At 63.2% G+C, this 25,518-nt stretch carries 23 protein-coding genes; 9 read left to right on the top strand and 14 right to left on the bottom strand.

Features of this window, described 5'->3' with window-relative positions; translation table 11 throughout:
• Positions 1-17: 17 nt before the first annotated feature.
• The 9 genes from YQ44_RS15065 to YQ44_RS15025 all read right to left on the bottom strand — a co-directional run bounded on the left by YQ44_RS15065 (position 18) and on the right by YQ44_RS15025 (position 11,058).
• Positions 18-1,037: an aromatic ring-hydroxylating oxygenase subunit alpha gene (locus YQ44_RS15065; protein ID WP_071324084.1), complete on the bottom strand. Its 1,020-nt coding sequence runs from the start codon at positions 1,035-1,037 to the stop codon at positions 18-20.
• Positions 1,034-1,666, bottom strand: coding sequence for a NeuD/PglB/VioB family sugar acetyltransferase (locus YQ44_RS15060; protein ID WP_071324083.1), 633 nt, complete (start codon positions 1,664-1,666; stop codon positions 1,034-1,036). Before YQ44_RS15060 ends, YQ44_RS15065 begins: the two co-directional genes overlap by 4 nt.
• An 8-nt stretch (positions 1,667-1,674) precedes the next feature.
• Positions 1,675-2,430, bottom strand: coding sequence for an SDR family NAD(P)-dependent oxidoreductase (locus tag YQ44_RS15055; protein WP_442905939.1), 756 nt, complete (start codon positions 2,428-2,430; stop codon positions 1,675-1,677).
• A gap of 6 nt (positions 2,431-2,436) precedes the next feature.
• Positions 2,437-3,492, bottom strand: coding sequence for a ketoacyl-ACP synthase III (locus YQ44_RS15050; protein WP_071324081.1), 1,056 nt, complete (start codon positions 3,490-3,492; stop codon positions 2,437-2,439).
• 2 nt (positions 3,493-3,494) lie between these two features.
• Positions 3,495-3,713: an acyl carrier protein gene (locus tag YQ44_RS15045; RefSeq protein WP_071324080.1), complete on the bottom strand. Its 219-nt coding sequence runs from the start codon at positions 3,711-3,713 to the stop codon at positions 3,495-3,497.
• A gap of 45 nt (positions 3,714-3,758) precedes the next feature.
• Complete coding sequence (locus YQ44_RS15040) at positions 3,759-4,775, bottom strand: ketoacyl-ACP synthase III (RefSeq protein ID WP_071324079.1); 1,017 nt, start codon at positions 4,773-4,775, stop codon at positions 3,759-3,761.
• Positions 4,776-4,815: 40 nt separating this feature from the next.
• Positions 4,816-5,931, bottom strand: a complete 1,116-nt coding sequence (gene vioA / locus YQ44_RS15035; protein WP_071324078.1) for a dTDP-4-amino-4,6-dideoxy-D-glucose aminotransferase VioA — start codon at positions 5,929-5,931, stop codon at positions 4,816-4,818.
• Entirely contained in the window at positions 5,928-9,149 is a 3,222-nt protein-coding gene (locus tag YQ44_RS15030) for a tetratricopeptide repeat protein (protein WP_071324077.1), read from the bottom strand. Before YQ44_RS15030 ends, vioA begins: the two co-directional genes overlap by 4 nt.
• Before the next feature lie 232 nt (positions 9,150-9,381).
• On the bottom strand, positions 9,382-11,058 hold the full coding sequence (locus tag YQ44_RS15025; RefSeq protein ID WP_198043693.1) for an electron transfer flavoprotein-ubiquinone oxidoreductase: 1,677 nt from the start codon (positions 11,056-11,058) through the stop codon (positions 9,382-9,384).
• Positions 11,059-11,320: 262 nt separating this feature from the next.
• Between YQ44_RS15025 and YQ44_RS15020 the strand changes: the two genes are divergently transcribed.
• The 3 genes from YQ44_RS15020 to YQ44_RS15010 all read left to right on the top strand — a co-directional run bounded on the left by YQ44_RS15020 (position 11,321) and on the right by YQ44_RS15010 (position 13,605).
• Positions 11,321-12,097 (top strand): SDR family oxidoreductase, encoded by a 777-nt coding sequence (locus tag YQ44_RS15020; protein ID WP_070221564.1) that lies wholly within the window; start codon positions 11,321-11,323, stop codon positions 12,095-12,097.
• Between the two features lie 105 nt (positions 12,098-12,202).
• The gene (locus tag YQ44_RS15015; RefSeq protein ID WP_071324075.1) at positions 12,203-12,781 is read left to right on the top strand and encodes a class I SAM-dependent methyltransferase; all 579 of its coding nucleotides are present in this window, start codon (positions 12,203-12,205) and stop codon (positions 12,779-12,781) included.
• An 8-nt stretch (positions 12,782-12,789) separates the two neighbouring features.
• Positions 12,790-13,605, top strand: coding sequence for a phytanoyl-CoA dioxygenase family protein (locus YQ44_RS15010; RefSeq protein ID WP_083411871.1), 816 nt, complete (start codon positions 12,790-12,792; stop codon positions 13,603-13,605).
• Between the two features lie 9 nt (positions 13,606-13,614).
• On the opposite strand, the gene YQ44_RS15005 is transcribed toward YQ44_RS15010, so the two are convergent.
• Positions 13,615-14,181, bottom strand: a complete 567-nt coding sequence (locus YQ44_RS15005) for a PAS and helix-turn-helix domain-containing protein (protein ID WP_071324074.1) — start codon at positions 14,179-14,181, stop codon at positions 13,615-13,617.
• A 145-nt stretch (positions 14,182-14,326) separates the two neighbouring features.
• Between YQ44_RS15005 and YQ44_RS15000 the strand changes: the two genes are divergently transcribed.
• Positions 14,327-15,028, top strand: coding sequence for a CoA transferase subunit A (locus YQ44_RS15000; RefSeq protein ID WP_071324073.1), 702 nt, complete (start codon positions 14,327-14,329; stop codon positions 15,026-15,028).
• A gap of 20 nt (positions 15,029-15,048) precedes the next feature.
• Entirely contained in the window at positions 15,049-15,699 is a 651-nt protein-coding gene (locus YQ44_RS14995) for a CoA transferase subunit B (RefSeq protein ID WP_071324072.1), read from the top strand.
• Between the two features lie 50 nt (positions 15,700-15,749).
• Here the strand turns inward: YQ44_RS14995 and YQ44_RS14990 are convergent, their stop codons facing one another.
• Positions 15,750-16,160 (bottom strand): DoxX family protein, encoded by a 411-nt coding sequence (locus tag YQ44_RS14990; protein WP_071324071.1) that lies wholly within the window; start codon positions 16,158-16,160, stop codon positions 15,750-15,752.
• A gap of 242 nt (positions 16,161-16,402) precedes the next feature.
• Entirely contained in the window at positions 16,403-17,740 is a 1,338-nt protein-coding gene (locus YQ44_RS14985) for a dicarboxylate/amino acid:cation symporter (RefSeq protein WP_232250906.1), read from the bottom strand.
• 338 nt (positions 17,741-18,078) lie between these two features.
• Here YQ44_RS14985 and YQ44_RS14980 point away from each other — a divergent pair, with 338 nt between their 5' ends.
• The 3 genes from YQ44_RS14980 to YQ44_RS14970 all read left to right on the top strand — a co-directional run bounded on the left by YQ44_RS14980 (position 18,079) and on the right by YQ44_RS14970 (position 21,657).
• Positions 18,079-18,960 (top strand): alpha/beta fold hydrolase, encoded by an 882-nt coding sequence (locus tag YQ44_RS14980; RefSeq protein WP_071324069.1) that lies wholly within the window; start codon positions 18,079-18,081, stop codon positions 18,958-18,960.
• 66 nt (positions 18,961-19,026) lie between these two features.
• Positions 19,027-19,377 carry a RidA family protein gene (locus tag YQ44_RS14975; RefSeq protein WP_071324068.1) on the top strand — a complete coding sequence of 117 codons (351 nt, stop codon included), beginning with the start codon at positions 19,027-19,029 and terminating at the stop codon, positions 19,375-19,377.
• 30 nt (positions 19,378-19,407) lie between these two features.
• Positions 19,408-21,657 (top strand): RelA/SpoT family protein, encoded by a 2,250-nt coding sequence (locus tag YQ44_RS14970; protein ID WP_071324067.1) that lies wholly within the window; start codon positions 19,408-19,410, stop codon positions 21,655-21,657.
• 41 nt (positions 21,658-21,698) lie between these two features.
• On the opposite strand, the gene YQ44_RS14965 is transcribed toward YQ44_RS14970, so the two are convergent.
• Positions 21,699-22,646 carry a cation diffusion facilitator family transporter gene (locus YQ44_RS14965; protein ID WP_071324066.1) on the bottom strand — a complete coding sequence of 316 codons (948 nt, stop codon included), beginning with the start codon at positions 22,644-22,646 and terminating at the stop codon, positions 21,699-21,701.
• Positions 22,647-22,866: 220 nt separating this feature from the next.
• Here YQ44_RS14965 and YQ44_RS14960 point away from each other — a divergent pair, with 220 nt between their 5' ends.
• The gene (locus YQ44_RS14960) at positions 22,867-24,555 is read left to right on the top strand and encodes a methyl-accepting chemotaxis protein (protein WP_071324065.1); all 1,689 of its coding nucleotides are present in this window, start codon (positions 22,867-22,869) and stop codon (positions 24,553-24,555) included.
• Between the two features lie 25 nt (positions 24,556-24,580).
• Here YQ44_RS14960 and YQ44_RS14955 read toward each other — a convergent pair whose 3' ends face one another.
• Complete coding sequence (locus YQ44_RS14955; protein ID WP_071324064.1) at positions 24,581-25,462, bottom strand: pirin family protein; 882 nt, start codon at positions 25,460-25,462, stop codon at positions 24,581-24,583.
• Positions 25,463-25,518 lie beyond the last annotated feature (56 nt).

Genomic DNA, 25,518 nt, shown 5'->3' with positions numbered 1-25,518 from the left:
ACGGGCCGCCAGCCCCGTCACGGCTGCCCCGCCGCCGCGAGGCAGGCACGGAAATGCGCGATCTTGGCCTCGTCGCTGGACAGGATCTTGAAGCGCGCGCTGTCGGCCGCCTGCACGGCGATGCGCCGGCAGATGGCGTGGTCTTCCTCGAATACCTGGCGGTTCATCTGCGCGCTCGAGTCGAAAAAGCCCTGCAGCGAGGCGGCAGCGGCGGGGCTGGTGACGGCCTTCAGCAGGCGGCTCGAGAAATGCGTGCGCTGCGGCTGGGCCGAGGGGAAGAAATGCTGCAGCGAATAGGAGTACGAAAACGTCGACGACAGCATGGTGAACGGGAACAGGTACAGGCTCTGGTAGCCCTCGAACTGGCTGTCGAGCTGGAACAGGCGCTTGATGGAGCGCAGTTTCCTCGCCATGCCGGCGTTGCCCAGGCCCGCTTCCCATGTCGAGGTCCAGTCCGTGAACCGGTTGTCGCCATCGTCCAGTTGCAACTGTGCCAGCGATTCCGGGTGCACGAAGGGCACGTGCAGCGGCTCGAGCGCGTTTTCCAGCGCGATGCGCCAGTCGCACTCATAGTCATAGGCGTTGAAGTCGCCCAGGCCGGCGATGTTGAAGGAGATATTTTCCAGGGTGGCCTGCGTGTCGCCCAGCTGCGCCGCGAGCGACATGCGCGGCTGCGGCGCGGCAAACAGGAAGTCGGCGCACCAGTCCAGCTGCAGCACCTGCAGCCGGGCGTGCTCGAGTTCGGCCGGCGCATAGCGCTCGCGGCAGGGAATATGCATGGCGCCGGCCCGGTAGGCCCAGCCGTGGTAGGGGCAGGCCAGCGGCGCATTGCCGCGTTTTTCCGTGAAAAAGCGCGTGCCGCGGTGCGGACACAGGTTGTCGAAGGCGATCAGCTCGCCCTGGTCGTTATACACGACCACTTCCTCGCCCAGCCAGTCGAGCTTCAGGTAGTCGCCGCTGTCGGGCAATTCGCTGCGGTGGCACAGCAGGTGCCAGAAGTGGTCGCGCAGCTGCCGCGCCTGGGAAGTGGAAGTCATAAAGTCTTTGCGGGTGGAGCGTACACGGTGGCGCCTTCGGCCACGCGGCGCATGACGACGGCGCCGGCGCCGACCGTGGCGCCGGCGCCGACGGCCACGCGTGGCAGGATCGACGCGCCCGAGCCGACCATGACGGCCTGGCCCAGGCGCACGCCGCCCGTGATGTCGACGTGGGAACTGAGCGTGCAGCCCTGTTCCAGCACGGCGTCATGGCCGACGCTGGCGTAGCTGTTGATGGTGACGTAGTCGCCCAGTTCGCTGCCCGCCGAAACGAGGGCGAACGGGCAGATGACGGCGCCCTGGCCGATGCGCGCCGTGCGCGCGATGATGGCGCTCGGATGGATCAGCGTATGGAAGCGCGCGCCGCGCGCCGCCAGCGCCAGCGCGATGTCCAGCTTGGCCTTCGGCGCGCCGATGGCCAGCAGCAGCGTCTCGCCGGGCGCCGGCTGGTAGTCGACGATACTGCCCAGCACCGGATACGGGTAGTCGGCATCGAGCTGCGCTGCGGGCGCCAGGGTGTCGTCGAGCAGGCCGCCGATGCGGGCCGTGGCGGGATCGAGGCTGTCTTCCAGCCAGCACAGCATTTCTCGCGCGAAGCGGCCGGCGCCGACGATGAGGATGGTTTGCATGGGTTCTCCTAGCGGGCCAGGTAGCCGCCGTCGACGGCCCAGGTGGCGCCGCTGACCCAGCGCGCGGCCGGCGACAGCAAAAAGGCCGCCGTCTGCGCGATATCGCTGCTGCGGCCGAAGCCGAGCGGATGGCGCTGCGCGTAGGCCTGCATGGCCTCGTCCGGCAAGCCGCGGCTCAGGCGCGCATGCATTTCCGTCTCGACGGCGCCGGCGGCGATGCTGTTGACGCGCATGCCGCGCGGCGCCAGTTCCACGGCCAGCGCGCGCACCAGGCCATCGATGGCTGCCTTGGCCGCCGAATACACGCTCATGCCGGACTGGCCGCTCTGGGCCGCCACGGACGACATGAAGAGCAGGGCGGCGCCATCGTTGAGCACGCCACGCAGGGCCGCGCCGCGCGCCAGCGCCAGCGCCGATTTCACGCTGGAGGCGAACACCTCGTCAAACTGCTGGGCCTTGGACAGTTTGACCGGGCGCAAGAGTTCCACGCCGGCCGCATGGAAGATGCCGGACAGGGGCGCGTCCTGCGTGGCTTGCTTGAGGAAGTCGACGATGTGGTCGCCGCCATCGAGTTCGAGGACTGCGGCGCGGTGGCCGTCGCCTTGCAACGACTGCAGGGTCTGCTCAAGGCGTTCGGGGTCGCGTCCGCTGATCAGCAATTGCGCGCCGCAGCGCGCCAGCAGCTGGGCCGTTTCGCGGCCGATGCCGGATGAGGCGCCGGTGACGAGGATGCGCTGGCCAGCCAGCATGTCGGGTTGAAAGATCATGGTTCAGACTTCGATAAGGCGGTTGACGGTCAGCGATTGCAGGCCCAGCACGGCTGCCGACCAGGAATAGCCGACGCCAAAGCCGAACATGGCGATGGTCTGGCCCTGCGCGGCGGCGCCCAGGCTGTCGGCGATCAGCAGGGGAATCGAGGCGCTCGACGTATTGCCGTAGCGGTCCATATTGATCGGTGCGCGCTCGGGCGGCAGCTTGGCTTTCTTGATGATGTGCTTGAGCATGAAGGTATTGGCCTGGTGGAACAGGAAGGCATCGACCTGGTCGCTCGTGCGGCCGGCCAGGCGCAGCAGGTCCGCCACCAGCGGCGGAATGCTCTTCAGCGTGAAATTGAAGATTTCGCCGCCATCCATGTACAGCTTGGCGGGATCGCGCTGCGCCAGGCGCGCATCGTCGCCGGCATACGGGCGGCAGGCGCTGGCGGCCATCATCAGGTGGCGTTCGCCGCCGCCGTCGCTGCCGACGATGAAGTGGGCGGGCGCCGCGGCGGCATCGAATTCCAGCGCCGTGGCCGTGCCGGCGTCGCCGAACAGCAGGGCGGTGGCGCGGTCCGTCTCGTCGACGGTCTTGCTGATGGTGTCGCCCACCAGCAGCAGGATGCGGCACATGGCTTGTCCATCGAGCATCTTGGCCGCCAGCCACAGTCCATACGCGTAGGCTGAGCAGCCCAGGTTGATGTCGAAGGCGGCGCAGGCCTTGTGCAGGCCCAGCCGGCCATGCAGGGCGCAGGCCGTGGCCGGCAGCACGTAATCGGGGGTTTGCGAGATGAAGATCAGGGCGTCGATGCTATCGCGCTCCCAGCCCAGGTCGTCGAGCAGGGTTTGCGCGGCCGCCTGGCACAGGTCGGCCGTCGTCTGTCCGTCGGCGGCGCGGCGGCGCGATTGCACGCCGATCATCTTGCTCACATCGGCGACCGCCTCGGCGCCGAAGCGCGCGGCCAGGTCCGCATTGTGGATTTGCGTGCGCGGCAGCGCGCAGACGACGCCGCGCATGGCCAGGTGCGCACTGCTGAAGGGCAGTCCCGATTCCAGGCGCTGGCTGGACATGGTCAGACCTTGACGGCGATCAATGCCAGCACGTCGGCCATGGTCTCGCACTTGGCCAGAGCCTGGCCTTCGAGCATCTGGTCGAACAGGTCGTCGACGAGGGCGATGGTGGAAATGATGGCCAGCGAATCCCAGGCGTAGTCGCCCAGTTTCAGCTCGGGCACGACCTTGTCGGCGTCGATTTCCAGGATGTCGGCCATGCCGTTGAAAAATTCTTGCATTATGTTTCCTTTCAGAGGTGTTCAGTACTGGGGCGGACGGGGCGCCTACAGGCGCGCCAGCGTGCCGGCCCAGGAATAACCCACGCCAAAGCCCAGCAGCAGGGCCGTGTCGCCCGGCCGGATGCGGCCCGAGGCGCGGGCGCGGGCGATGGCGATGGGAATGGTCGACGAGACGGTATTGCCGACGGTATCGATTTCAATCACAAACTTGTCTTCCGGGATGCGGATCTTGCGGCGCAGGGCGTCGAGCATGAACTTGTTTGCCTGGTGGAAGATCACGTGATCGATGTCGTCCAGGGTCTTGCCGGCGGCGGTCAGCAATTCCTGCATTGTACGCGGCACGGCGCCCAGGGTGAACTGGACGATCTGCGCGCCATCCATGAACAGGTCGTCCTGGCTGCGCCAGTTGCCCGAGGCATCTTCCGTTTCGCTGGCCGTCGCCGCGCTGCGCGCCGTGCGCATGCCGCCGGCCGGCACGATCAGGTTGTTGGCGCCGCTGCCGTCCGTGCCCAGCACGAACGGTCCCAGCGCCTGTTCTGGCGCGCCGCCGGCGATCACGCTGGCGGCGGCGGCGTCGCCGAACAGGGTGCGCACGCTGCGGTCGCGCGCATTGATGTACTTCGAATAGGTGTCGGCCGTCAGCAGCAGCACCTTCTTGCGGATGCCGCTCTCGACGAGGCCCTTGGCCATCGCCAGCGCATACACGTAGCCGGAGCAGCCCAGGTTGATGTCGAGCGCGCCGCACGAGGTGGGCAAGCCGAGGCGCTGCTGCAGCACGCAGGCGCTGCTGGGCAACAGGTAGTCGGGCGCCTGCGTGCACAGGATGAGGAAATCGATGTCGGCGCGCGCGATGTCATGCGTGGCAAACAGTTTTTCCGCGGCATGATAGGCCAGGTCGCTGGCCGTTTCGTCCGGCGCGGCGATATGGCGTTGCGCGATGCCCGTCTTGTCGAGGATCTTTTGCGCCGGCCAGTCGCTGAATTCCTGTTCCAGCGCGGCATTCGTCAGGATGGCCTGCGGCAGGTGGTAGGCGACGGCGGTAAGTTGGGCGTAGTGGGACATGCGGTGGCCGTTGTCTGGGTCGATGGGGAGGGCGCGGCGCTCAGGCGGTCCTGGCGATCACGGCGGTGATGGCGTCCACGGTCGCCAGCTCGAGCGCCGGGTAGATCGGCAGGCAGATCACCTGGGATGCGGCCAGGCGCGCCACCGGCAGGTTGGCGTGCGCGGCGGACGGCATGCCCCGGTACATGGGGAAATCGCTGATGAGCGGGTAGAAATAGCGCCGCGCATAGATTTCGCGTTCGCGCAGCAGCTGGAACAGGGCGTCGCGCGCCAGCGGATAGTCGGGGCCGACGAGGATGGGGAAATACGCATGGTTGGCCGCTTCGGCATCCATTTGTTCCAGGCAGGTGATGCCGGCCACCCCGGCCAGGCGCTGCCGGTAATGGGCGTCGATGAGCTGGCGTTGCTGGCGCGCCTGGTCGATGCCCTTCAGTTGCAGCAGGCCGAAGGCGGCATTGATTTCGCTCATCTTGCCGTTGATGCCGGCGGCGACGACCGTCACTTCATCGACGAAGCCGAAATTCTTCAGGTGGTCGATGCGCTGCTTGCTCTTGGCGTCGGGGCAGATGATGGCGCCGCCTTCGAAGGTGTTGAAGATCTTCGTCGCGTGGAAGCTGAGCACGGACAGGTCGCCATAGTTCAGCACGCTGGTGCCGCGGTGGCGCACGCCGAAGGCATGGGCGGCGTCATAGATGACTTTGAGATCATAATTGTCGGCAATCTTCTGGATCGCCTCGACATCGCAGGGCTGGCCATAGCAGTGCACGGGCATGATGGCCGTCGTGTGCGGCGTGATGGCCGCCTCGATGCGCGCCGGATCGAGGTTCAGCGTGCGCGCATCGATGTCGGCAAAGACGGGCTTGATGTCATTCCACAGCAGCGAATGGGCCGTGGCGACGAAGGAATACGGCGTCGTGATGACTTCGCCCTTGATGCGCAAGGCTTGCAGGGCCGTCATCAGTGCCAGCGTGCCGTTGGTAAACAGGCAGATATGCCTGACGCCCAGATACTCGCACAGCGCCTGTTCCAGCTGCTGGTGGAAGGGGCCGCCGTTCGTGAGTATCTTGTTTTCCCAGATCGATTCCAGGTAAGGCAGGAAATCCTGCAAGTCCGGCAGCAGGGGCTGCGTCACGTAGACGGGTTTGTTGCCGCTCATGCCGCGATCTCCCCGGGCAGCTGGCTGTCGAGCGGGGCATCGAAACTGACCGGTGGCAAGTCGTCGCACCAGCGCTGCCAGGCCAGGCGCAGGCTGTTGGCCACGCCTTCGGCAATCAGGCGCGGCTGGCCCAGCGCCGTTTGCACCAGGCGGTGCCGCGTGCTGAAGCGGTAGGCGCCCAGCAGCATGGGATTGGCCGCCATATGCAGGGCCTTGCTGACGAATTCCTCGTCGTCGCGGGCGATGAATTCTTCCAGCTGCACGTGGCGCAGGATGGACGTGCCGGCGCGGCTGGGTACTGTTGGTCCGGCAACGGTGAGGGTGGGCACGCCCATCCACAAGCCATGGAAGGTGGTGGTGCCGCCGCCATATGGTGCCGTGTCGAGGCAGATGTCGACGCGGTGATGCATGGACAGGAAGTTGGCCATGTTGGCGCGCGGCTCGAAGATCAGCCGGTCGGCACTGATGCCTTCCTCGGCGAACCAGGCCGTGAGCACGGGATGCGGCCCCGCCTCGGGCATGGCCGCCAGCAGCATTTTCGCGTCCGGGATGGCGCGCAAGACCTTGGCCCAGCGCGCGATGGTCGGGCGATTCAGCTTGTTGGGACGGTTGAAACTGCCGAAGGTCAGGTATTTATTCGTCAGCACGGGCGCCGGCAGGATGCCGTCCGCATGTTCGGATGGCAGGAAGGGCGCGATGGTCGGCAGGAAGATCAGTTTTTCCGTGAAATGGCTGGCGAATTCCTCGGGCGGCGAGAAAAAGCGGTCGCTCAGGTAGTAATCCATCGCTTGCAGGCCCGTCGTCAGCGGGTAGCCTATCCAGCTCATCTGGATGGGCGCCGGCTTGCGGGCAAAGGCCAGCAGGCAATTCTTCGCCGTGTGCCCGGACAGGTCGATCAGGATGTCGATGCCGTCGGCGCGGATGCGTTTGGCCAGCGCGTCCTGGCTCAGGTGGGTGACGGGCAGCCAGTTCGGCAGCAGCTGCGCGATGCGCATGGTCACGCTGTCGACGCGGCTGTTGTTGTAGTACGCATACAACGCAAACTGCGGCATGGTGGCCAGTTCCTCGAGCAGGGGCGTGATGAAATGCGCCACCGCATGGTTGCAGAAATCGCCAGAGACCAGGCCGATCTTCAGCTGGCGCTGCGGATCGCGGTCGTTCGCATGCGGCTGCCATGCGGCGCGCAGGGGCGTTTCATAGCGCTCGCCGAAACCGAAATGCTCGGCCACCAGCGTGGCCGGGTCGTCGCAATGCACATGCGACAGGCCAAACAGCATGTTGCTGTAGATATCATCGTATTCCGGATACTTGGCCAGTGCCGAGCGACATGCCTGGACGGCATCGTCGGTACGTCCCATTTCACTGTAGGTGGCACAGATGTTCAGGTGCGAGCCGATGAAATCCTTCTGCACTTCCAGCGAGCGGCCATAGCTGGCCAGCGCTTCGTCGTAGCGTTTCAGGGAGCGCAGGCAGTTGCCCATTATAAAGTGCACGCGGCTGGAATCGGGCGCGAAGTCGCGCGCGCGCTGCAGGTAGACCAGCGCCTGCTCCGGCTGGCCACTGTCTTCCAGCGCCACGCTCAGGTTGCAATGGATCAAAGTCGACTGCGGGTCCAGTGTCAGCGCGTGCTGATACATGCGGATGGCTTCGGGATAATCGCCGGCATCCTGCAAGGCGATGGCCAGGTCGTTATGCCGGTTGGCGACATCGGGCGAAAAAGCCAGCGCTTGTCGGTAGGCACCTTGCGCTTCCTCGAAGCGGCGCATCTGCTTGAGGCAATGTCCCAGGCAGGTGTATGCCTGCTGTTTCTCGGGCGCCAGTTGCACTGCGCGCTGGTGCATGGCCAGCGCTTCGTCCAGTTCATCGGGTGCGCCGATGGCTTGCAGGCCCAGGCCAAGCTGGGTGTGCGCATCAGCGCTGTCCGGTTGCAGGAGCAGGGCCTGGCGGTAGCAGGCGATGGCCGCGTCGAACTCGGCCAGGCTCACCAGTACGCTGCCCAGGTTGGACTGCGCTTGCGGATAGCCGGGCTGGACGGCCAGGGCCTGGCGGTAGGCGTCGGCCGCCTCGTCGAGCCGCTGCTGCGACTGCAGGCTGTTGCCCAGGCCATTCCACAGGCCGGCATCGCGCGGCGCCAGCGCCAGTGCCGCGCGGTAGCTTGCTTCGGCCTGGTCGAACCGGGCCAGATTGAGCAGGGCGGCGCCCAGGTTGCTGTGCGCCATGACCAGCCGGGGATCGAGTTCCAGCGCGCGGCGATAGCTGTCCGCCGCCTCCTCGTTGCGTTCGAGTCCCTGCAGGGCATTGCCCAGGTTGCTGAACACTTCGGCGTCGGCGGGCATGCTGGCCAGGGCCGCCTGGTAGGCGTTGACGGCGCCGTCGAGGTCGCCGCGCGCCTTGCGCGTGTTGCCCAGGTTAAAGTGCGCCATGCCATAGTCGGGGCGCAGGGCGATCGCCTGCAGGTAGGCTTGCTCCGCCTCGTCCAGCGCACCGAGCGCTTGCAGGGCGCCGCCGAGGTTGCTGTGCGCCTCGGCAAACGCGGGATTGAACTGCAGTGCTTGCTGATACGCCTGCACGGCTTGCGCATAGTCGCCGCGCGCCTGCCAGGCGTTGGCCAGGTTGCAATGGGCTTCGGCGTCATATGGCGTCAGCAGTGTCGTCGTTTGCAGCGCGTCGAGCGCATCCTTGCCTTGCACCTGCAGGGCGGTGCCGAGCACGCTCCAGGCAAAATCGGAGGTCGGGTAGCGGGCGATCAGCGCGTGGGCGCCCTGTTCGAGGTCCGCGTAGCGGCCGGCCTGGTACAGGTCGATGAGCTGCTGGCATTGCGCAGCCGTTGGCGCGGCGGCGATCGCCTCGGCGATGCGCGCGCGCAGCGCTTGCGACTGTTCGTTGTCGAGACCGCGTCCGATGGCCGTGTCGATGATGTCGAGCGCTTCGTCGCGCTCGCCCGCCTTCAGCAAGCCGTCGGCCAGCGACAGCCAGAACTGGCCCTCGTCCGGATTGACGGACAGGGCCTTGCGCAGGAATGGCAGTCCTGCCCGGAATTGCCCCACCTGGCCGGCGAGCAGGCCCATGTTGTGGTTGGCGATGGCATGGTAGGGCTGTGCCTGCAGGATGGCGACATACAGGTCTTCCGCCTGCTCCAGGCGGCCAGCCTGGTGCTCCCTCAGTGCCAGCTCCAGTTGGGTGTCGAGTTGCGTTGCGGAGGTGGCGTCAGTGTTCATGGGAGGGAGGGAAAATGTACCAGCGGCAATTGTAACTGCTGGCAGAGATGAATAGAAAATTTCCCTACGGAATTTTGCTTTAGAGCATCATTGAGCAATTCCAGCTGTTCCCGGCAGGCCACAGCGGCAGGAAAGCTTGTCATGAAAATAAAAAAGCGCGGCTGCCCGAAGGTGCCGCGCTGTCGTCGCATGCGCTGGCGGGCGCGAACCCGCCAGTTGCGCCCGGGGGCGCTTACATGTTCGGGTAGTTGGGCCCGCCGCCGCCTTCCGGCGTGATCCAGACGATGTTTTGCGTCGGGTCCTTGATGTCGCAGGTCTTACAGTGCACGCAGTTCTGCGCATTGATCTGCAGGCGTTCGGCGCCATCGTCGTTCTTCACGAACTCGTACACGCCGGCCGGACAGTAACGCGCTTCCGGGCCCGCATACGTGGCCAGGTTGACATCGACGGGCACGCTGGCGTTCTTCAAGGTCAGGTGGATGGGCTGGTCTTCCGCGTGGTTCGTGTTCGAGATGAACACGGACGACATCTTGTCGAAGGTCAGCTTGCCATCGGGTTTCGGATACACGATCTTCTTCGACTGGGCGGCCGGCTTCAGGCATTCGTGGTCGCCATGCGTGTGGTGCAGGGTCCATGGCGCCTTGCCGCGGAAGATCAGCTGGTCGATGCCCGTCATCAGGCTGCCCAGGTACAGGCCTTTCGACAGCCATGGCTTGACGTTGCGCGCCACGTGCAGTTCCTCATGCAGCCAGGATTGCTCGAATGCGACCGGGTAGCTCGTCAGTTCGTCGTGCTGGCGCTGTTCGCCCAGCGCGCCGAAAGCCGCCTCGGCCGCCAGCATGCCGCTCTTGATGGCGGCGTGGCTGCCCTTGATGCGGCTCATGTTCAGGAAGCCCGCATCGCAGCCGATCAGCGCGCCGCCGGCAAACACCAGTTTCGGCAACGATTGCAGGCCGCCGGCCGCGATGGCGCGCGCGCCGTACGAGATGCGCTTGCCGCCTTCGAAGAACTTGCGGATTTCCGGATGCGTTTTATAGCGCTGGAATTCCTCGTACGGCGACAAATACGGGTTTTCGTAGTTCAGGCCCACCACGTAGCCGACCATCACCTGGTTGTTTTCCAGGTGGTACAGGAAGGAGCCGCCATAGGTTTTCGTGTCCAGCGGCCAGCCGCTCGAGTGGATCACCAGGCCCGGCTTGTGCTGGGCCGGATCGATTTCCCACAATTCCTTGATGCCGATGCCGTACGATTGCGGGTCCTTGCCGGCGTTCAAGTCATACCTGGCCATCAATTGCTTGCCCAGGTGGCCGCGCGCGCCTTCGGCGAACAGGGTGTACTTGGCGTGCAATTCCATGCCCAGCTGGAAATCGGGGCCGGGCTGGCCGTCGCGCTTGACGCCCATGTTGCCGGTCGCCACGCCTTTCACGGAGCCGTCGTCGTTGTAGAGGATTTCCGCGGCAGGGAAGCCGGGGAAGATTTCCACGCCCAGGTTTTCCGCCTGCTGGCCCATCCAGCGCACCACATTGCCCAGCGAGACGATGTAGTTGCCGTGGTTTTCAAAGCAGGCCGGCACGGCGAAGTTTGGCGTTTTATACGCTTTGGTTTCCGTCAGGAACAGGATGCGGTCTTCTGTCACTTCCGTGTTCAGCGGCGCGCCCAGTTCTTTCCAGTTCGGGATCAGTTCGGTCAACGCTTTCGGGTCCATGATGGCGCCCGACAGGATATGCGCGCCCAGTTCGCCGCCTTTTTCCAGCACGCAGACGGACACTTCCTGGCTCTTTTCCGCGGCCAGCTGCTTCAGGCGGATCGCCGCCGCCAGACCTGCGGGGCCGCCGCCCACGATGACCACGTCATACTCCATGGTCTCGCGCGGTCCGTACTGTTCAACTAAGTTATTAGGCTGTGTCATGGTCTCGATTTATAGTCACTCAATTAGATAGCAAAGGATAATAAAGCATCATCGGGGGAAATTTAAGCACGAGTGTGCTTGTTTTTGGCGAGGATTGCAACTTTGGCGCCATTTTGCGTGACATTGCCCCTCGCCGCAATCTAAATCCCGCCATTTTGTGTAATGATGGCGTTTACTTTTGCTCAAGTGCGCCGCGGGCGATTTTGCCCCTGTGCCAGTGGCACGGCGTAAAGTGTTGTCTAAAATAAAACAGGAGTAGCTCGTGGGCATAGAAGTCAATTTCGAGGGCAAGATTGCCCTGATTACCGGCGCATCGAGCGGCCTCGGCGCGCGCTTTGCGAAAGTGCTGGCCCAGGCCGGCGCCCAGGTCGTGCTGGCTTCGCGCCGCACCGAACGCCTGAAGGAGTTGCGCGCCGAGATCGAAGCCGATGGCGGCGCCGCACACGTGGTGTCGCTCGACGTGACTGACTTCGCCAGCATCAAGTCGGCCATCGCGCATGCGGAAACGGAAGCGGGGCCCATCGATATCCTCGTCAACAACTCAGGTGTCTCCACCACGCAACGCCTGGTCGACGTCACGCCCGAAGATTACTCGTTCGTGATGGACACCAACCTGCGCGGATCGTTCTTCGTGGCCCAGCAAACGGCCAAGCGCATGATCGCGCGCGCCAAGGGCGACCCGAAGAAACAGCACCGCATCATCAATATCGCCTCGATGGCGGGCTTGCAGGTGCTGCCGCAGATCGGCGTGTATTGCATGAGCAAGGCGGGCATGGTGCACATGACGCGCGCCATGGCCGTGGAGTGGGGCAAGTATGGCATCAACACCAACGCCATCTGTCCCGGCTACATTTCCACCGAGATCAATGAAGATTACTTCGCCACCGAGCAAGGCAAGAAGCTGATCGAGATGCTGCCGAACAAGCGCCCAGGCAAGCCGGAAGACCTCGACGGCTTGCTGCTGTTGCTGGCGGGCGAGGATTCGCATTTCATCAACGGCGCGATTATTTCCGCTGATGGCGGCATGGCCAGCATGTAGTTGGCATGGGGCAGGGGATTGTTGCCACATGGAAAATTAGCGGCTATGATGGTTTTGCTTGCGGCATAGCGTCCGAGCATAACCATAATATACGAGAATTTCACGATGGCAACTCCCTCGAAGTTTGATAATGACACGTTTCAGCTGGCCCGCGATCACTTGAACGCTTTTGTTGCAAGGACCGCCGCCAAGCTTGCCGGTGAGACGGGCAAGCTGCTGGAAGTGGGGCCGCAGGATCGCTCCACCGTGCGCGAAAACTTCAGCAATTTCAGCGTCGATACCTTTGATATCGTCGATACCTACAGCCCCACCTTGGTGGGCGACATCACCAAGGTCAATGCGGCGATCGCGGACAGTGCCTATGACTGCGTCGTCTGCCTGGAAGTGATTGAGCATACGCTCAATCCGTTTGACACCGTCAAGGAAATCCGCCGCATCCTCAAGCATGAAGGCTACCTGCTCATTTCCGCTCCCTTGAACTGGCGCATCCATGGCCCGATTCCGGATTGCTGGCGTATTACCGAGCATGGCTGGAGCGCCTTGCTGCGCGATTTCGACATCATTGAAATCGATATTCTGGAAACGCCCGACCGTGAGCTGTTCCCGATCAAATATAACGTGCTGGCGAAGTGCAACAAGTTCAAGAACACGCAGGACAATGAACTGACGTTCCGTTTTATCTAGGAGTGGCGATGGTACTGGCTGCAGTAAATGAACAGGCCGAGGACGTCTTGCGGCGCATCAGCGGGGATCGATTCGTGCCGGAGATATTCCGGGAGACGGGCGTCTTTGTCGTGCGTAACGCCATTGCACCGGATCTGCTGGCGCAGTGGCAGCACGAGTGGGACATGTTTTATGACGCCAAGCTGCGCTCCGGCCGCAATGTCAGCCAGGCCAATCCGGTGTCGCTGACCGAAGAGCTGCCGGAAAAATTGCTGGAAATGTACCGTGCGCCGGTCTATGCCGAAACGCTGTCGCGGATATTCGGTCCCGACGTGGCGCTATACAATCACCGCTTCGTCATCAAGGATGCGTTCAGCCCGAACCGGGTATTCCTGCATCAGGATAGCTGTTATCACCTGGGCAATCTGAATAAGTGCAGCGTTTTTACCGCCTTGAGCCGTGTGGATGAGGCCAACGGCGCAATGAGTTTTTATGTCGGCTCGCATAAACTCGGTTATCTCGGCGATGCTGGCGAAATCAATCCCGACAGTTTCAGCATCAAGTTCGTCAAGGTCACGCCTGTTTTGAATGCCGGCGATTTCGTGGTCATGAACAGCTCGACGTGGCATGAGTCGGGGCCGAATGTGTCTGGCGTCCACCGCATTCTGGCCGATACGATTTTCCAGCCTGCCGACGACCCGACGGGCAAGGCGCTGGTGTCGGGGGAATGGAAAACGGATATTTTCTATTCGCCGCTCAATTGCATCCAGTATTTTGCCAACTCCAGGGTACTGAAAATCATCAAGTACGAACAGGCAAGGCGGGAGCAGGCCGGCGCGCCCTGACCTCCGCCGTCAGCGCTGCAGCTGCAAGCCCACCAGCTTGTGCACCAGCTCGGATGAGGTGGAGGCGGCGAACTTGCGCATCAGCTTGGCACGGTGCATTTCCACCGTGCGGGGGCTGAGGTCGATCTGCCGGGCGATCAGCTTGCTCGTCTTGCCCTCCACCAGCAGGGCGGCGATCTCGCGCTCGCGCGGCGTCAGTTCCGCCGTCACGGGACGTTTCTCGCTGACATCCTCGAACGTCCAGATGCCCGGCCCCAGCGGCTGCGCGGGCAGCATGGCGTGGCCTGTGACGTGGCACCAGAACAATTCTCCATTGCTGCGGCGCATGATGCGCTCATCCGAATAGCGGCCCCTGGCATTCATGATGGGAATGATGCGGTCACCGGTGCGCAGGAATTCATCGTGCGTGGGGTAGAGTACCTCGAACGACTGGTCGTCGAGCTGGGTGCGCGCGTAACCGAACATGGCCGCCAGCGCTTCGTTGCAGCTGCGCATGATGCGGTTTTCCGACATGCACATGCCGACGGGCGCGTGCAGGAAGATGCTTTCATAGTCGATGGCTGACGCGGCGTTCATCTGATGCGTATCACTCTCACAGGGGGATTGCCGGCACGGCGCCGGTAGTTCTACGGTATTGTACTTTCCACTCGCGTATTTTATGCTGAGTCGCTGCCAGAGTCCTGGACTCTAGGCCAAAGCTTAACAAAATAGAGGGACACCCATGAATAAAGTTTATCCTGACGCCGCTGCGGCGCTGGCCGGTATCGTCCAAGATGGCCAGACCATCGCTGTCGGCGGCTTCGGCCTGTGCGGCATCCCCGAAGCCCTGATCGGCGCCTTGCGCGATTCGGGCGTGACGGGCCTGACAGCCATTTCCAACAACGCCGGCGTGGACGGCTTCGGCCTGGGGCAGCTGCTGACCACGCGCCAGATCAAGAAAATGATCGCCTCCTATGTGGGCGAAAACAAGGAATTCGCGCGCCAGTACCTGGCCGGCGAGCTGGAACTGGAATTCACGCCGCAAGGCACGCTGGCCGAGAAGCTGCGCGCCGGCGGCGCCGGCATCCCCGCCTTCTTCACGAAAACCGGCGTGGGCACCATCGTTGCCGACGGCAAGGAGCTGCGCGAATTCGACGGCGAGCAGTACGTGATGGAGCGCAGTCTCGTGGCCGACGTGTCGCTGGTGAAAGCCTACATGGCCGATCGCGCGGGCAATTTGGTCTACCGCAAGACGGCACGCAATTTCAACCCGAACGTGGCCATGGCGGGCAAGATCACCATCGTCGAAGTGGAAAAACTGGTCGAAGTAGGCGAGATCGACCCGGACCAGGTGCATACGCCGAGCATCTTCGTGCACCGCATCGTGGTCAACGCGAACCCGGAAAAACGCATCGAGCAGCGCACCGTGCGCAGCGAAGCTTAAAAAAGAATACGGAGAACATCATGGCTTGGACGAGAGACGAAATGGCTGCGCGCGCTGCGCGGGAATTGCAGGATGGCTTTTATGTGAACTTGGGCATCGGCTTGCCGACCCTGGTGGCCAATTACGTACCGGAAAATATCGAAGTGTTCCTGCAGTCGGAAAACGGCTTGCTGGGCATCGGCCCGTTCCCCACCGACGAGGAAGTCGATGCGGACCTGATCAATGCCGGCAAGCAGACGGTGACGGCCTTGCCGGGCGCCGCCTACTTCAGCTCGGCCGACTCGTTCGGCATGATCCGCGGCGGCAAGATCAACCTGGCCATCCTGGGCGCCATGCAAGTGTCGGAAAAGGGCGACCTGGCGAACTGGATGATTCCAGGCAAGATGGTCAAGGGCATGGGCGGCGCCATGGACCTGGTGGCCGGCGTCAAGCGCGTCGTGGTGCTGATGGAACACGTGGCCACGGCCAAGGATGGCACGACGTCGCACAAGCTGCTCAAGCAGTGCGACCTGCCACTGACGGGCGTGGGCGTGGTCGACGTCATCATCAGCGACCTGGGCGTGATCGACGTGACGGAAAACGGCCTGAAGCTGGTGGAGCTGGCGCCAGGCGTGAGCAAGGAACAGGTGCAGGCGGCCACGGGCGCTGAGCTGGACGTGTCCGCCGTATAAACGGATGGTTGCAGGAAATGCAAGGGCGGACAGCGATGTCCGCCCTTTTTTTATGCGCCCGCCTTGCCGCGCAAGCCGTCGAGGCTGTAGGCGCCGGCGCCCGCTGCCGCGAAATACAGGAAGGTGAAGCAGTACATCACGGCCATTTCGCCGCCGTTCAGGATGGGCAGGAAGCCGGCCGGCGCATGCGCCATGAAGTAGGCGGCCGCCATCTGGCCCGACAGGATGAAGGCGACGGGGCGCGTGAACAGGCCGATCAGCAGCAGCGTGCCGCCGACGAGCTCGATGACGCCGGCCGCGCCCATCACGGAAAACAGTTGCAGGCCGTCGAACATGGCCACGTGCGGCGCGCCGAACAGCTTGGCCGTGCCGTGCTGCAGGAAGAGAAAGCCGAGGATGATGCGAAGCAAGCCCAGCAGGCGTGGGCTCCAGGTGGCGTAAAAGGCGGGCGTGAGGGACATGAGTACTCCATTCAAAAAGGTCGATGGTTCGGTGTCAGGCTTGCATTAACGCAATGTCATTATGCGGGAGCTTGCTGGCGAACAGTGCTGTAACTGTAATTGTTTTCCGTCGATTAATCATCTGGCTTCAAGTTGATGCATCATTAACTATTGGTTGATGATGCAACAGCGGGCGCCCATGCAAAAAGCCCCGCAGATCGCTCTGCGGGGCTTCTTCGTATTGCCGCTGCGGGGGAGGCCGCTTACTTGACGATATTGACTGCCGGGGCGATGTAGGCGTCGTCGACGGGCGAGGTCGGATTGGCCAGCTCGCTATGCAGCTTGTCCATGTCCAGCTCTTTTTCCCATTTCGACACGACGATGGTCGCCACGCCGTTGCCCACAAAATTAGTCAGCGCGCGGCATTCGCTCATGAAGCGGTCGATGCCGAGGATCAGCGCCATGCCGGCCACGGGAATCGTCGGCACCACGGCCAGGGTGGCGGCCAGGGTGATGAAGCCGGCGCCGGTGATGCCGGAGGCGCCTTTCGAGGTCAGCATCGCCACGCCGAGGATGGTGAGCTCTTGCCAGATGGTCAGTTCCGTGTTGGTTGCCTGCGCCACGAACAGGGCGGCCATGGTCATGTAGATGTTGGTGCCGTCCAGGTTGAACGAGTAGCCGGTAGGCACGACCAGGCCGACCACCGGTTTCGAGCAGCCGAGGCGCTCGAGTTTTTTCATCAGGGCCGGCAGGGCCGATTCCGACGAGCTGGTGCCCAGCACGATCAGCAGTTCTTCCTTGATGTACAGCAGGAAGCGGCCAATCGAGAAACCCGTGTACTTGGCGATCAGGCCCAGCACGACGAAGACGAACAGGAAGCAGGTCAGGTAGAACGAGCCCATCAGTTTAGCCAGCGGGATCAGCGAAGCCAGGCCGTATTTGCCGATGGTGAAGGCCATCGCGCCGAACGCGCCGATCGGGGCGACTTTCATGATGATGTTGACCATGCCGAAGATGGCGTGCGACAGCTCGTCGATCAGCTTGGTGACAGGGCGGCCACGCTCGCCCAGCAAGGACAGCGAGAAACCGAACAGCACGGCGATCAGCAGCACTTGCAGGATGTCGCCCTTAGCGAACGCGTCGACGAAGGTCTTCGGGATGATGTTCATCAGGAAGTCGGTCGTCGTCAAGCCTTCGGCGTGCGTGTATTGCGCGATCGACTTGGCGTCCAGGTGGGCCGGATCGGCGTTGAAGCCGGCGCCCGGTTTCAGGATGTTAGCAACCAGCAAGCCGATGGCCAGCGCGAAGGTGGAGACCACTTCGAAGTACAGCAGCGCCTTGCCGCCCACGCGGCCGATTTTCTTGACGTCCTGCATGCCGGCGATGCCGGAGACCACGGTACAGAAGATCACCGGGGCAATGATCATCTTGATCAGTTTGATAAAGCCGTCGCCCAGCGGTTTCATGTCGACGGCGTTCGATGGGTAGAACACGCCCAGCAGCACGCCTGCCACGATGGCGAACAGCACCTGGACGTACAGGATTTTATAGAATGGTTTTTTCACGAGTGGTCTCCTCTTGCGGGTTGATGCTGCGATCATCTACCGATTGGACGGGCCGCTCAATTGTGGATAACCGCAGATATGCACTTTCGCTATATCGGGTATCGCCCCATGAATGGAGTGCTGCGGCGCAGCATTTCAGGCGCGCGCTTGGAGCATTGCCCGCGCTGCGCTACACTGCCGAAGAGTCGAGCGCGGGGCATCCGGCAAATTGCCGGTTTCTTTGTTTTTTTACTACCAAATAACGACGCCTGACAAAACCGTAGCGAGCGGAAGGGAGTGCTGGCCGGGAAGCGCAACCGTACGGAGTACGGCGAGCACCGCCGGCCGCAAGCACCGACGCGTAGCAGGTTTTGTCTGGCCTTATAAGGAATCGCATGATCGAAGCAAGCATCAAATCTGTCCAGTGCATCTCCCCCGCAGGCTTGCACACCATGTCCTACAAGGAATGGGGCGCGGCGGACAATCCGAACGTGCTGGTCTGCGCCCATGGCGTGACGCGCGTGGCAGACGACTTCGACAACCTGGCGCGCGCCATGGCCAGCGATTACCGCGTCATCTGTCCCGACGTGGTGGGCCGTGGCCGCTCGGGCTGGCTGGCCAACCCGCAGTTTTACCGCGTGCCGCAATATGTGAGCGACATGGTGACCCTGCTGGCGCGCGTGCTGGCCAATGGCGAACGCCAGACGGTGGACTGGTTCGGCACGTCGATGGGCGGCTTGATTGGCCTGGGCCTGGCATCGCTGCCGCACAGCCCGATCAGCAAGCTGGTCTTGAACGATATCGGCCCGACCCTGGCGCCGGAAGCGCTGCAGCGCATCGGCGACTATATCGGCCAGGACCTGCGTTTCGAGACCTTCGAGCAGGGCGCCAAGTTTGTGCGCGACGTGTCGGCCAGCTTCGGCCCGCACACGGACGCCGAATGGCATAAACTGGCGGTCGATGTGTTGCGCCAGGATAAGGATGGCCATTGGCGCCGCCATTACGATATGGGACTGGCGATGCCGTTCCGCTCGGCCACGCCGGAATCGGCGGCCAGCGACGAAGCCATGCTGTGGGCCGCGTACGATGCCGTGCGCTGTCCGACCCTGCTGGTGCGCGGCTCGGAATCCGATTTGCTGTCGCATGACACGGCCACGCTCATGCTGGGCCGCGGCCCGAAGGCGGAACTGGTGGAAATTGCCGGGGTCGGCCATGCCCCCACGTTCGTGCACGACGACCAGATCGCCATCGCGCGCAAGTTTTTGCTTGGCAAGTAATAGCGTCACACCGTCATACCGCAGTAACGCACGACCGATTTTGAAACAACCGAAACGAGAAATAAGATGGAAATTACACGATTGCACGTAGGCAAACGCCTCTCCGAAGTAGCGATTCATAACAGCACCATCTACCTGGCGGGCCAGATCGCCGAAGACACGACGCAGGACATCGTCGGCCAGACGCGCGAAGTGCTGGGCCACGTCGACCGCCTGCTGATGGAAGCGGGCAGCGACAAGACTTGCATCCTGTCGTGCCAGATCTATATCGCCGACATGAAGGATTTTCCCGGCATGAATGAAGTGTGGGACGACTGGGTGGCTTCCGGCCACACGCCGCCGCGCGCCACGGTAGAGGCCAAACTGGCCAATCCAGCTTGCCTGGTTGAAATCGTCATCATCGCTGCAGAACGTTAAGCTGTTGATTTACTAAGTTGAAGGTATTACATGGTTTCCATCTCGGCCCCGCATAGCGCCACATCGGAACAATTGGTAGAGGGCCTGAGTGCGCCGGACAGCGCGCGCGTGCTGGACGCGCTCGCGTATGCCACCGAAGCGTACGGCGACAAGCAGACCTTCGCCGGCCGCTCCGCGCTGGACTTCGCCATTGGCGTCGCCACCACGCTGGCCTTCCTGCGCAGCGATGCGGAAACGCGCATCGCCGGCCTGATGTTCGAGCTGACCCTGCTCGAGCCGGACACCGCGGCCGATATCGAGCCGCGCTTCGGCAAGCAGGTGTGCGACCTGGCCACCGGCGTGCGCCAGCTGATACGTTTGCGCGCGCTGACCCAGGCGCAGCACGGCAGCACTGGCGGGCGTGGCAAGAATGCGGCGCAGCAAGCCGTGGCCCAGGTGGAAACCCTGCGCAAGATGCTGCTGGCGATGGCGTCCGACATGCGCGTCGTGCTGGTGCGCCTGGCCGCCTGCGTCACCACCTTGCGCTATTTTGCCGACTTGAAGCTGTTCAATGAAATGACGCGCGAGTACGGCAAGGAAACGCTGGACCTGTACGCGCCGCTGGCGAACCGCCTCGGCATCTGGCAGCTGAAGTGGGAACTGGAAGACCTGTCGTTCCGCTTCATCGAGCCGGAAGCATATAAACGCATCGCCAAGATGCTGGAAGAAAAGCGCATGATGCGCGAGGGCTTCGTTTCCTCGGCGATTTTGCGCCTGCAGACGGAGCTGGCTTCGGCCGGCATCCAGGCCGAAGTCTTTGGCCGCCCGAAACACATTTACAGCATCTGGAACAAGATGCGTGGCAAGGAGCTGGACTTCACGGCCCTGTACGACGTGCGCGCCTTCCGCGTCATCGTCGCCGACGTCAAGACCTGCTACACGGTGCTGGGCGTGGTGCACAATATCTGGACGCCGATCCCGAAAGAATTCGACGATTACATCTCGCGGCCGAAACCCAACGGTTACCAGTCGCTGCACACGGTGGTGACGGCCGAGGATGGCCGCCCGCTGGAAGTGCAAATCCGCACCAATGAAATGCACAGCTTTGCCGAATACGGCGTGGCCGCGCACTGGCGCTACAAGGAAGAGGGCGGCTCGAACTTCGCCGGCCAGAAGTACGACGAAAAGATCGCCTGGCTGCGCCAGTTGCTGGCCTGGAAGACGGAAGTGGCCGACGCCGTCGTGGGCCAGGAAGAAATCCAGCGCGAATGGGTGGAAAAGCTCAAATCCGCCACGCTGGACGACCGCATCTTCGTCATGACGCCGCAGGCGAGGGTGCTGGAATTGCCCGTGGGCGCCACGCCCGTCGACTTTGCCTATCACCTGCATACGGACGTGGGCCACCGCTGCCGCGGCGCCAAGGTCGACGGCATCATGGTGCCCCTGAATACGCAGCTGAAGAACGGCCAGACCTGCGAAATCATCACGGCCAAGGGCGCGCCGGGCACGGCCGGGCCGTCGCGCGACTGGCTCAGCGCCGGCTACGCCGTCAGCACCCGAACGCGTTCGAAGATACGCGCCTGGTTCCACGCCATCGACATGCAGGAAACCCTGGCCCACGGCCGCGCGCTGGTGGAAAAATCGCTGCAGCGCGAAGGCAAGACGGCCGTCAACCTCGAGGCGCTGGCGCAAAAGCTGGGCTTTGCGAAAGTCGACGAGCTGTTCCTGTCGGTCGGCAAGGATGAATTCAGCCTGCGCCACGTGGAGCAGGCGCTGCACGACAATGGCGAAGTGGTGGTGCCGGAAGATGCCGTGCTGGTGGGCAAGAGCCGCGCTTCCAGCGTGGAGCAGGGCGCCAAGTCCGGCGTGCTGGTGGTGGGCACGGAAGGCTTGATGACGGTGCTGGCCAAGTGCTGCAAGCCGGCGCCGCCGGACAGCATCGTCGGCTTCGTGACGCGCGGCAAGGGCGTCTCCATCCACCGCGCCACGTGCAAGAATTTCGAGGAAATGCGCGCCAAGGCGCCAGAACGCGTGATCTTCACGGAGTGGGGCAGCACGGGCCACGACACCGTCTATCCGGTCGACATCTTCATCCTCGCGGGCGACCGTCAGGGCTTGCTGCGCGACATCTCCGAAATTTTCTCGCGCGAAAAGATCAACGTGATCGGCGTCAACACCCAAAGCGCCAAGGGCCAGGCCCGCATGACGTTTACGGCCGAGATCAGTTCGACGGCGCAGTTGTTGAAGGCGCTGAATGTGATCAAGGACGTCAGTGGCGTGCTTGAGGCAAGAAGAAGTTAATCTATCCGTGGGAATCCGGCCCGGATTCCCACGTCTCCCTGTCAGTGCGTCTTGTCGCTTGCATGCAAGCCCGCCATCGTGGCCGTCTCCGGCTGCAGGGTGATATGGTCGATGCCGTGCTTACTCAATAGCATCTTCTTGATCGCGCGCAAGACCTTCGGCCAGTGGTCGAGGTGTTCGATTTCCACATGGCCGATCAGGGCCGGCTGGCCCGGCGACATGTCCCAGACGTGCAGGTCGTGCACGGCGATCACGCCATCGACCTGTTCCACATCGGTGCCCACGGCGATGTAGTCGATCTGCATGGGCACGCCTTCCATCAGGAAGTGGTAGGACTCTTTCAATACCCCGAACGTGGATTTCAGGATCAGCAGGGATACGAGCATCGACAGCAGCGGGTCGATCTGCATCCAGCCCGTGAAATAGATCACGGCGCCGGCGACGATGGCGGCGACCGATCCCAGCAAATCGCCCATCACGTGCACGAGGGCGGCGCGCGTATTCACGCTTTGCTTGTCCTTCGACAAGACCCACGCCACCACCAGGTTGATCAGCAGGCCGATGAAGGCCACGACGAAGACCATGCCACCCTGCACGGTTTGCGGGGCGGAAAAGCGCAGCACGGCTTCGTAGCAGATCCAGCCCACCACGCACAGCATGGCCAGGCCGTTGACGAAGGCGGCCAGCGCCTCGGCGCGGCCGAAGCCGAACGAGTGGCGCGGCGATGGCGGACGGCGCGCGATCAGTTGCGCCAGCAGGGCCAGGCCCAGCGCGGCCGCGTCCGTGACCATGTGGCCTGCATCGGAAATCAGGGCCAGCGAATTGGACAGGAAGCCGGCCGCCACCTCGATGCCGGCAAACGACAGGGTCAGGCCCAGCGCCCAGGCCAGGATGCTCTGGCTGCGTCCCTCGAACGAATGGGTGTGCTTGGCGTCGCCTTTTAAATGGGCGTGCAGGTGGGTGGCATCGTGTTCAGTAGTCTCGTGCATGGAGTCGGTGGTGGGTGGATGTTGCGCTAGTGTAAAGGAAATGCGGCGATGCCGGGCGCAGGCACGCGGCAAGGAGGGGGAAACTGGCCGGTGACAAAGCGGGAGATTTGTTTGCACAGTTCCCTGCATAATTTATTGCTGATGCCAGCCAACTTGGCGCATGGCGGCATGACAAGGTGAGAACGCATGAAAGTCGCTTGACCTACCTGGAGATCCAGCAATGAAGATGACATTGAAGGCGCATTTGAGTGTCGTGATCGGTTTTCTGTCCCTGCTGTCCATCGTGATCGGCTTGTTTGGCCTGTATGGCATGAACAAGACGAATGAAGGCTTGAAGACGGCCTATGAAGACCGTACCGTGGCGCTGGAGCAAGTCGCCCGCATCGATAGCCTGCTGGTGCGCAGCCGGCTGCAGCTGGCCGAGGCCTTGCTTGACCCCGTCGCCGCGAAGATCCACGCCAAGGCGGAAACGATAGAGGCGACGATCACCGAGGTCAACAAGATCTGGAATGCCTACATGGCAACGTACCTGACGCCGCACGAGAAATTGCTGGCCGATAAATTTGCCGTCGACCGCGAGAAGATGGTCAGGGAAGGGCTGATGCCGGCCGTCGCTGCCTTGCGCGAAGGCAAGATCGACGGCGCCAGGCAGGCCGAGGCGCACCTGCAAACGCTGATCCCGGCGATGCGCGAAGGCATCAATGCCTTGCACAAGCTGCAAGTCGACGAGGCGAAAAAGGAATACGAGGAGTCGAGCGCCCGCTATGTCACTTTACGTACGATCATCATTGCGATCATAGTCCTCGGTGCGCTGCTGGCTGCCGTGATCGGCTTTTTCCTGATCCGCAATATCTATCGCCAGCTGGGCGGCGAGCCGGAATACGCGGCGCATATCGTGCGCAGCATCGCCGCCGGCGACCTGGCCGTGCCGGTGACGACCCACAGCGGCGACGACCACAGCCTCCTGTATGCGATGCAGATCATGCAGCAAAACCTGGCGCAGGCGGTTGGCGACATCCGCGAATCCATCGATACGATCGCCACTGCCTCGGGCCAGATCGCTATAGGCAACCTGGACCTGTCCTCGCGTACTGAAGAGCAAGCCAGTTCCCTGGAAGAAACGGCTTCGTCGATGGAGGAACTGACCTCGACCGTCAAGCAGAATGCGGACAATGCGCGCCAGGCGAACCAGCTGGCGCAGTCGGCATCGAACGTCGCGCTGAGGGGAGGGGACGTGGTGGCGCAAGTGGTCGGCACCATGGGCTCGATCAACGAATCGGCCAGGAAGATCGTCGACATCATCGGCGTCATCGATGGCATCGCGTTCCAGACGAATATCCTCGCCTTGAACGCGGCCGTGGAAGCGGCGCGGGCCGGCGAGCAGGGACGCGGCTTTGCCGTGGTGGCCAGCGAGGTGCGCAACCTGGCGCAGAGGTCGGCCGCCGCGGCCCGGGAAATCAAGGAGTTGATCACGCATTCCGTCGACGCCGTCGATGCCGGCAGCAAGCTGGTCGAGCAGGCGGGCGCGACGATGGAAGAAATTGTCGAGAGCGTCAAGCGCGTGACGGACGTCATGAGTGAAATCACGGCCGCCAGCCAGGAGCAGACGTCGGGTATCGAGCAGATCAATCAAGCCATCACGCAGATGGATACCGTGACGCAGCAAAATGCGGCCCTGGTGGAGGAAGCCGCGGCGGCGGCCGAATCCTTGCAGGACCAGGCCGCCAACCTGGTGCAGGTGGTCAGCATCTTCAAGCTGGCCGCGACGGGGGCCGCCAGCACGGCGGTGGCGCCGGTGGCCAGCCTGGCCCGCGGCGCGCGGCGCGTGGCTGGCAACGTGAAGCAGCTGAAACGCGCGGCAAGGGCGAGCGTCACGACGCGCGCCGGCCACGTGTTCCAGGCGCTGTGAGCGGCCGTGCCGCGCCTTGTCGGCGTCAGGCGGCTGGCGCGGCCGTTACACCGAACTTGCCTTCGCGGAAGTCCTGCACGGCCTGGAATACCTCTGCCTGGGTATTCATGACGAACGGACCATATTGCGCGATCGGCTCGTTCAGCGGCTGGCCGGCGATCAGGATCACGCGGCCGCCTTCGGGCGCCTCGATGCGCACGCCGTCGCTGCCCGGCGTATTGGCCAGGATCGCCATGCGCAGGGCCGGCACGGCCTTGCCATCCACCTGCACCTCGCCACGGAAGGTGTACAGGAAGGCGTTATGGCCTGGCGGCAAGGGCTGCTCGAAGCTGGTGCCGGCCGGCAAGTCGATATCGAGGTACAGCGGCTGCGTCAGCTCGCGCTGCACGGCGCCCGTCACGCCATGGCTCTCGCCGGCGATCACTTGCACGACCACGTCCGTATCCGTCGTGTAGCGGGGAATTTCGCTGCTCTCGAAATCGCGGTACCACGGCGTGCGCATCTTGTCGCGCGCTGGCAGGTTCAGCCATAGCTGGAAACCTTCCATCACGCCTGCTTCCTGCTCCGGCATTTCCGAGTGGACCACGCCGCTGCCGGCCGTCATCCATTGCACGCCGCCCGAGGTCAGCAAGCCTTCGTTGCCCGCGCTGTCGCGGTGGCGCATGCGTCCCGTGATCATGTACGAGACTGTCTCGAAGCCCCGGTGCGGATGCTCGGGGAAGCCGGCGATATAGTCGTTCGGCTTGTCGCTGGCGAAATTGTCGAGCATCAGGAACGGGTCGAGGCGGCGCTGCAGCTGCTGCGTCAGCACGCGGTTGATCTTCACGCCGGCGCCATCCATGACGGCCTGGCCGGCGATCACGCGCTCGACGGCGCGCGGTTTGCTGAGGGTATTGATGTCGCTCATGCTGCTCTCCAGTTGGGAAGAACGGCGCTCGTGCGCCGTCCCGGGTTGATGCCCAT

It is taken from the genome of Janthinobacterium sp. 1_2014MBL_MicDiv (assembly GCF_001865675.1).
GTDB lineage: Bacteria > Pseudomonadota > Gammaproteobacteria > Burkholderiales > Burkholderiaceae_D > Janthinobacterium.
Note: the sequence above shows the minus strand (reverse complement) of the source record. Positions and strands in the feature narration are given on the sequence as shown.

Excerpts from the sequence above, each read along its gene's own strand:
- YQ44_RS15065 (WP_071324084.1), bottom strand. The coding sequence starts at position 1,037 with ATGACTTCCACTTCCCAGGCGCGGCAGCTGCGCGACCACTTCTGGCAC.
- YQ44_RS15060 (WP_071324083.1), bottom strand. The coding sequence starts at position 1,666 with ATGCAAACCATCCTCATCGTCGGCGCCGGCCGCTTCGCGCGAGAAATG.
- YQ44_RS15050 (WP_071324081.1), bottom strand. The coding sequence starts at position 3,492 with ATGTCCAGCCAGCGCCTGGAATCGGGACTGCCCTTCAGCAGTGCGCAC.
- YQ44_RS15045 (WP_071324080.1), bottom strand. The coding sequence starts at position 3,713 with ATGCAAGAATTTTTCAACGGCATGGCCGACATCCTGGAAATCGACGCC.
- YQ44_RS15040 (WP_071324079.1), bottom strand. The coding sequence starts at position 4,775 with ATGTCCCACTACGCCCAACTTACCGCCGTCGCCTACCACCTGCCGCAG.
- vioA (WP_071324078.1), bottom strand. The coding sequence starts at position 5,931 with ATGAGCGGCAACAAACCCGTCTACGTGACGCAGCCCCTGCTGCCGGAC.
- YQ44_RS15030 (WP_071324077.1), bottom strand. The coding sequence starts at position 9,149 with ATGAACACTGACGCCACCTCCGCAACGCAACTCGACACCCAACTGGAG.
- YQ44_RS15025 (WP_198043693.1), bottom strand. The coding sequence starts at position 11,058 with ATGACACAGCCTAATAACTTAGTTGAACAGTACGGACCGCGCGAGACC.
- YQ44_RS15015 (WP_071324075.1), top strand. The coding sequence starts at position 12,203 with ATGGCAACTCCCTCGAAGTTTGATAATGACACGTTTCAGCTGGCCCGC.
- YQ44_RS15010 (WP_083411871.1), top strand. The coding sequence starts at position 12,790 with ATGGTACTGGCTGCAGTAAATGAACAGGCCGAGGACGTCTTGCGGCGC.
- YQ44_RS15005 (WP_071324074.1), bottom strand. The coding sequence starts at position 14,181 with ATGAACGCCGCGTCAGCCATCGACTATGAAAGCATCTTCCTGCACGCG.
- YQ44_RS15000 (WP_071324073.1), top strand. The coding sequence starts at position 14,327 with ATGAATAAAGTTTATCCTGACGCCGCTGCGGCGCTGGCCGGTATCGTC.
- YQ44_RS14995 (WP_071324072.1), top strand. The coding sequence starts at position 15,049 with ATGGCTTGGACGAGAGACGAAATGGCTGCGCGCGCTGCGCGGGAATTG.
- YQ44_RS14990 (WP_071324071.1), bottom strand. The coding sequence starts at position 16,160 with ATGTCCCTCACGCCCGCCTTTTACGCCACCTGGAGCCCACGCCTGCTG.
- YQ44_RS14985 (WP_232250906.1), bottom strand. The coding sequence starts at position 17,740 with ATGATCGCAGCATCAACCCGCAAGAGGAGACCACTCGTGAAAAAACCA.
- YQ44_RS14980 (WP_071324069.1), top strand. The coding sequence starts at position 18,079 with ATGATCGAAGCAAGCATCAAATCTGTCCAGTGCATCTCCCCCGCAGGC.
- YQ44_RS14975 (WP_071324068.1), top strand. The coding sequence starts at position 19,027 with ATGGAAATTACACGATTGCACGTAGGCAAACGCCTCTCCGAAGTAGCG.
- YQ44_RS14970 (WP_071324067.1), top strand. The coding sequence starts at position 19,408 with ATGGTTTCCATCTCGGCCCCGCATAGCGCCACATCGGAACAATTGGTA.
- YQ44_RS14965 (WP_071324066.1), bottom strand. The coding sequence starts at position 22,646 with ATGCACGAGACTACTGAACACGATGCCACCCACCTGCACGCCCATTTA.
- YQ44_RS14960 (WP_071324065.1), top strand. The coding sequence starts at position 22,867 with ATGAAGATGACATTGAAGGCGCATTTGAGTGTCGTGATCGGTTTTCTG.
- YQ44_RS14955 (WP_071324064.1), bottom strand. The coding sequence starts at position 25,462 with ATGAGCGACATCAATACCCTCAGCAAACCGCGCGCCGTCGAGCGCGTG.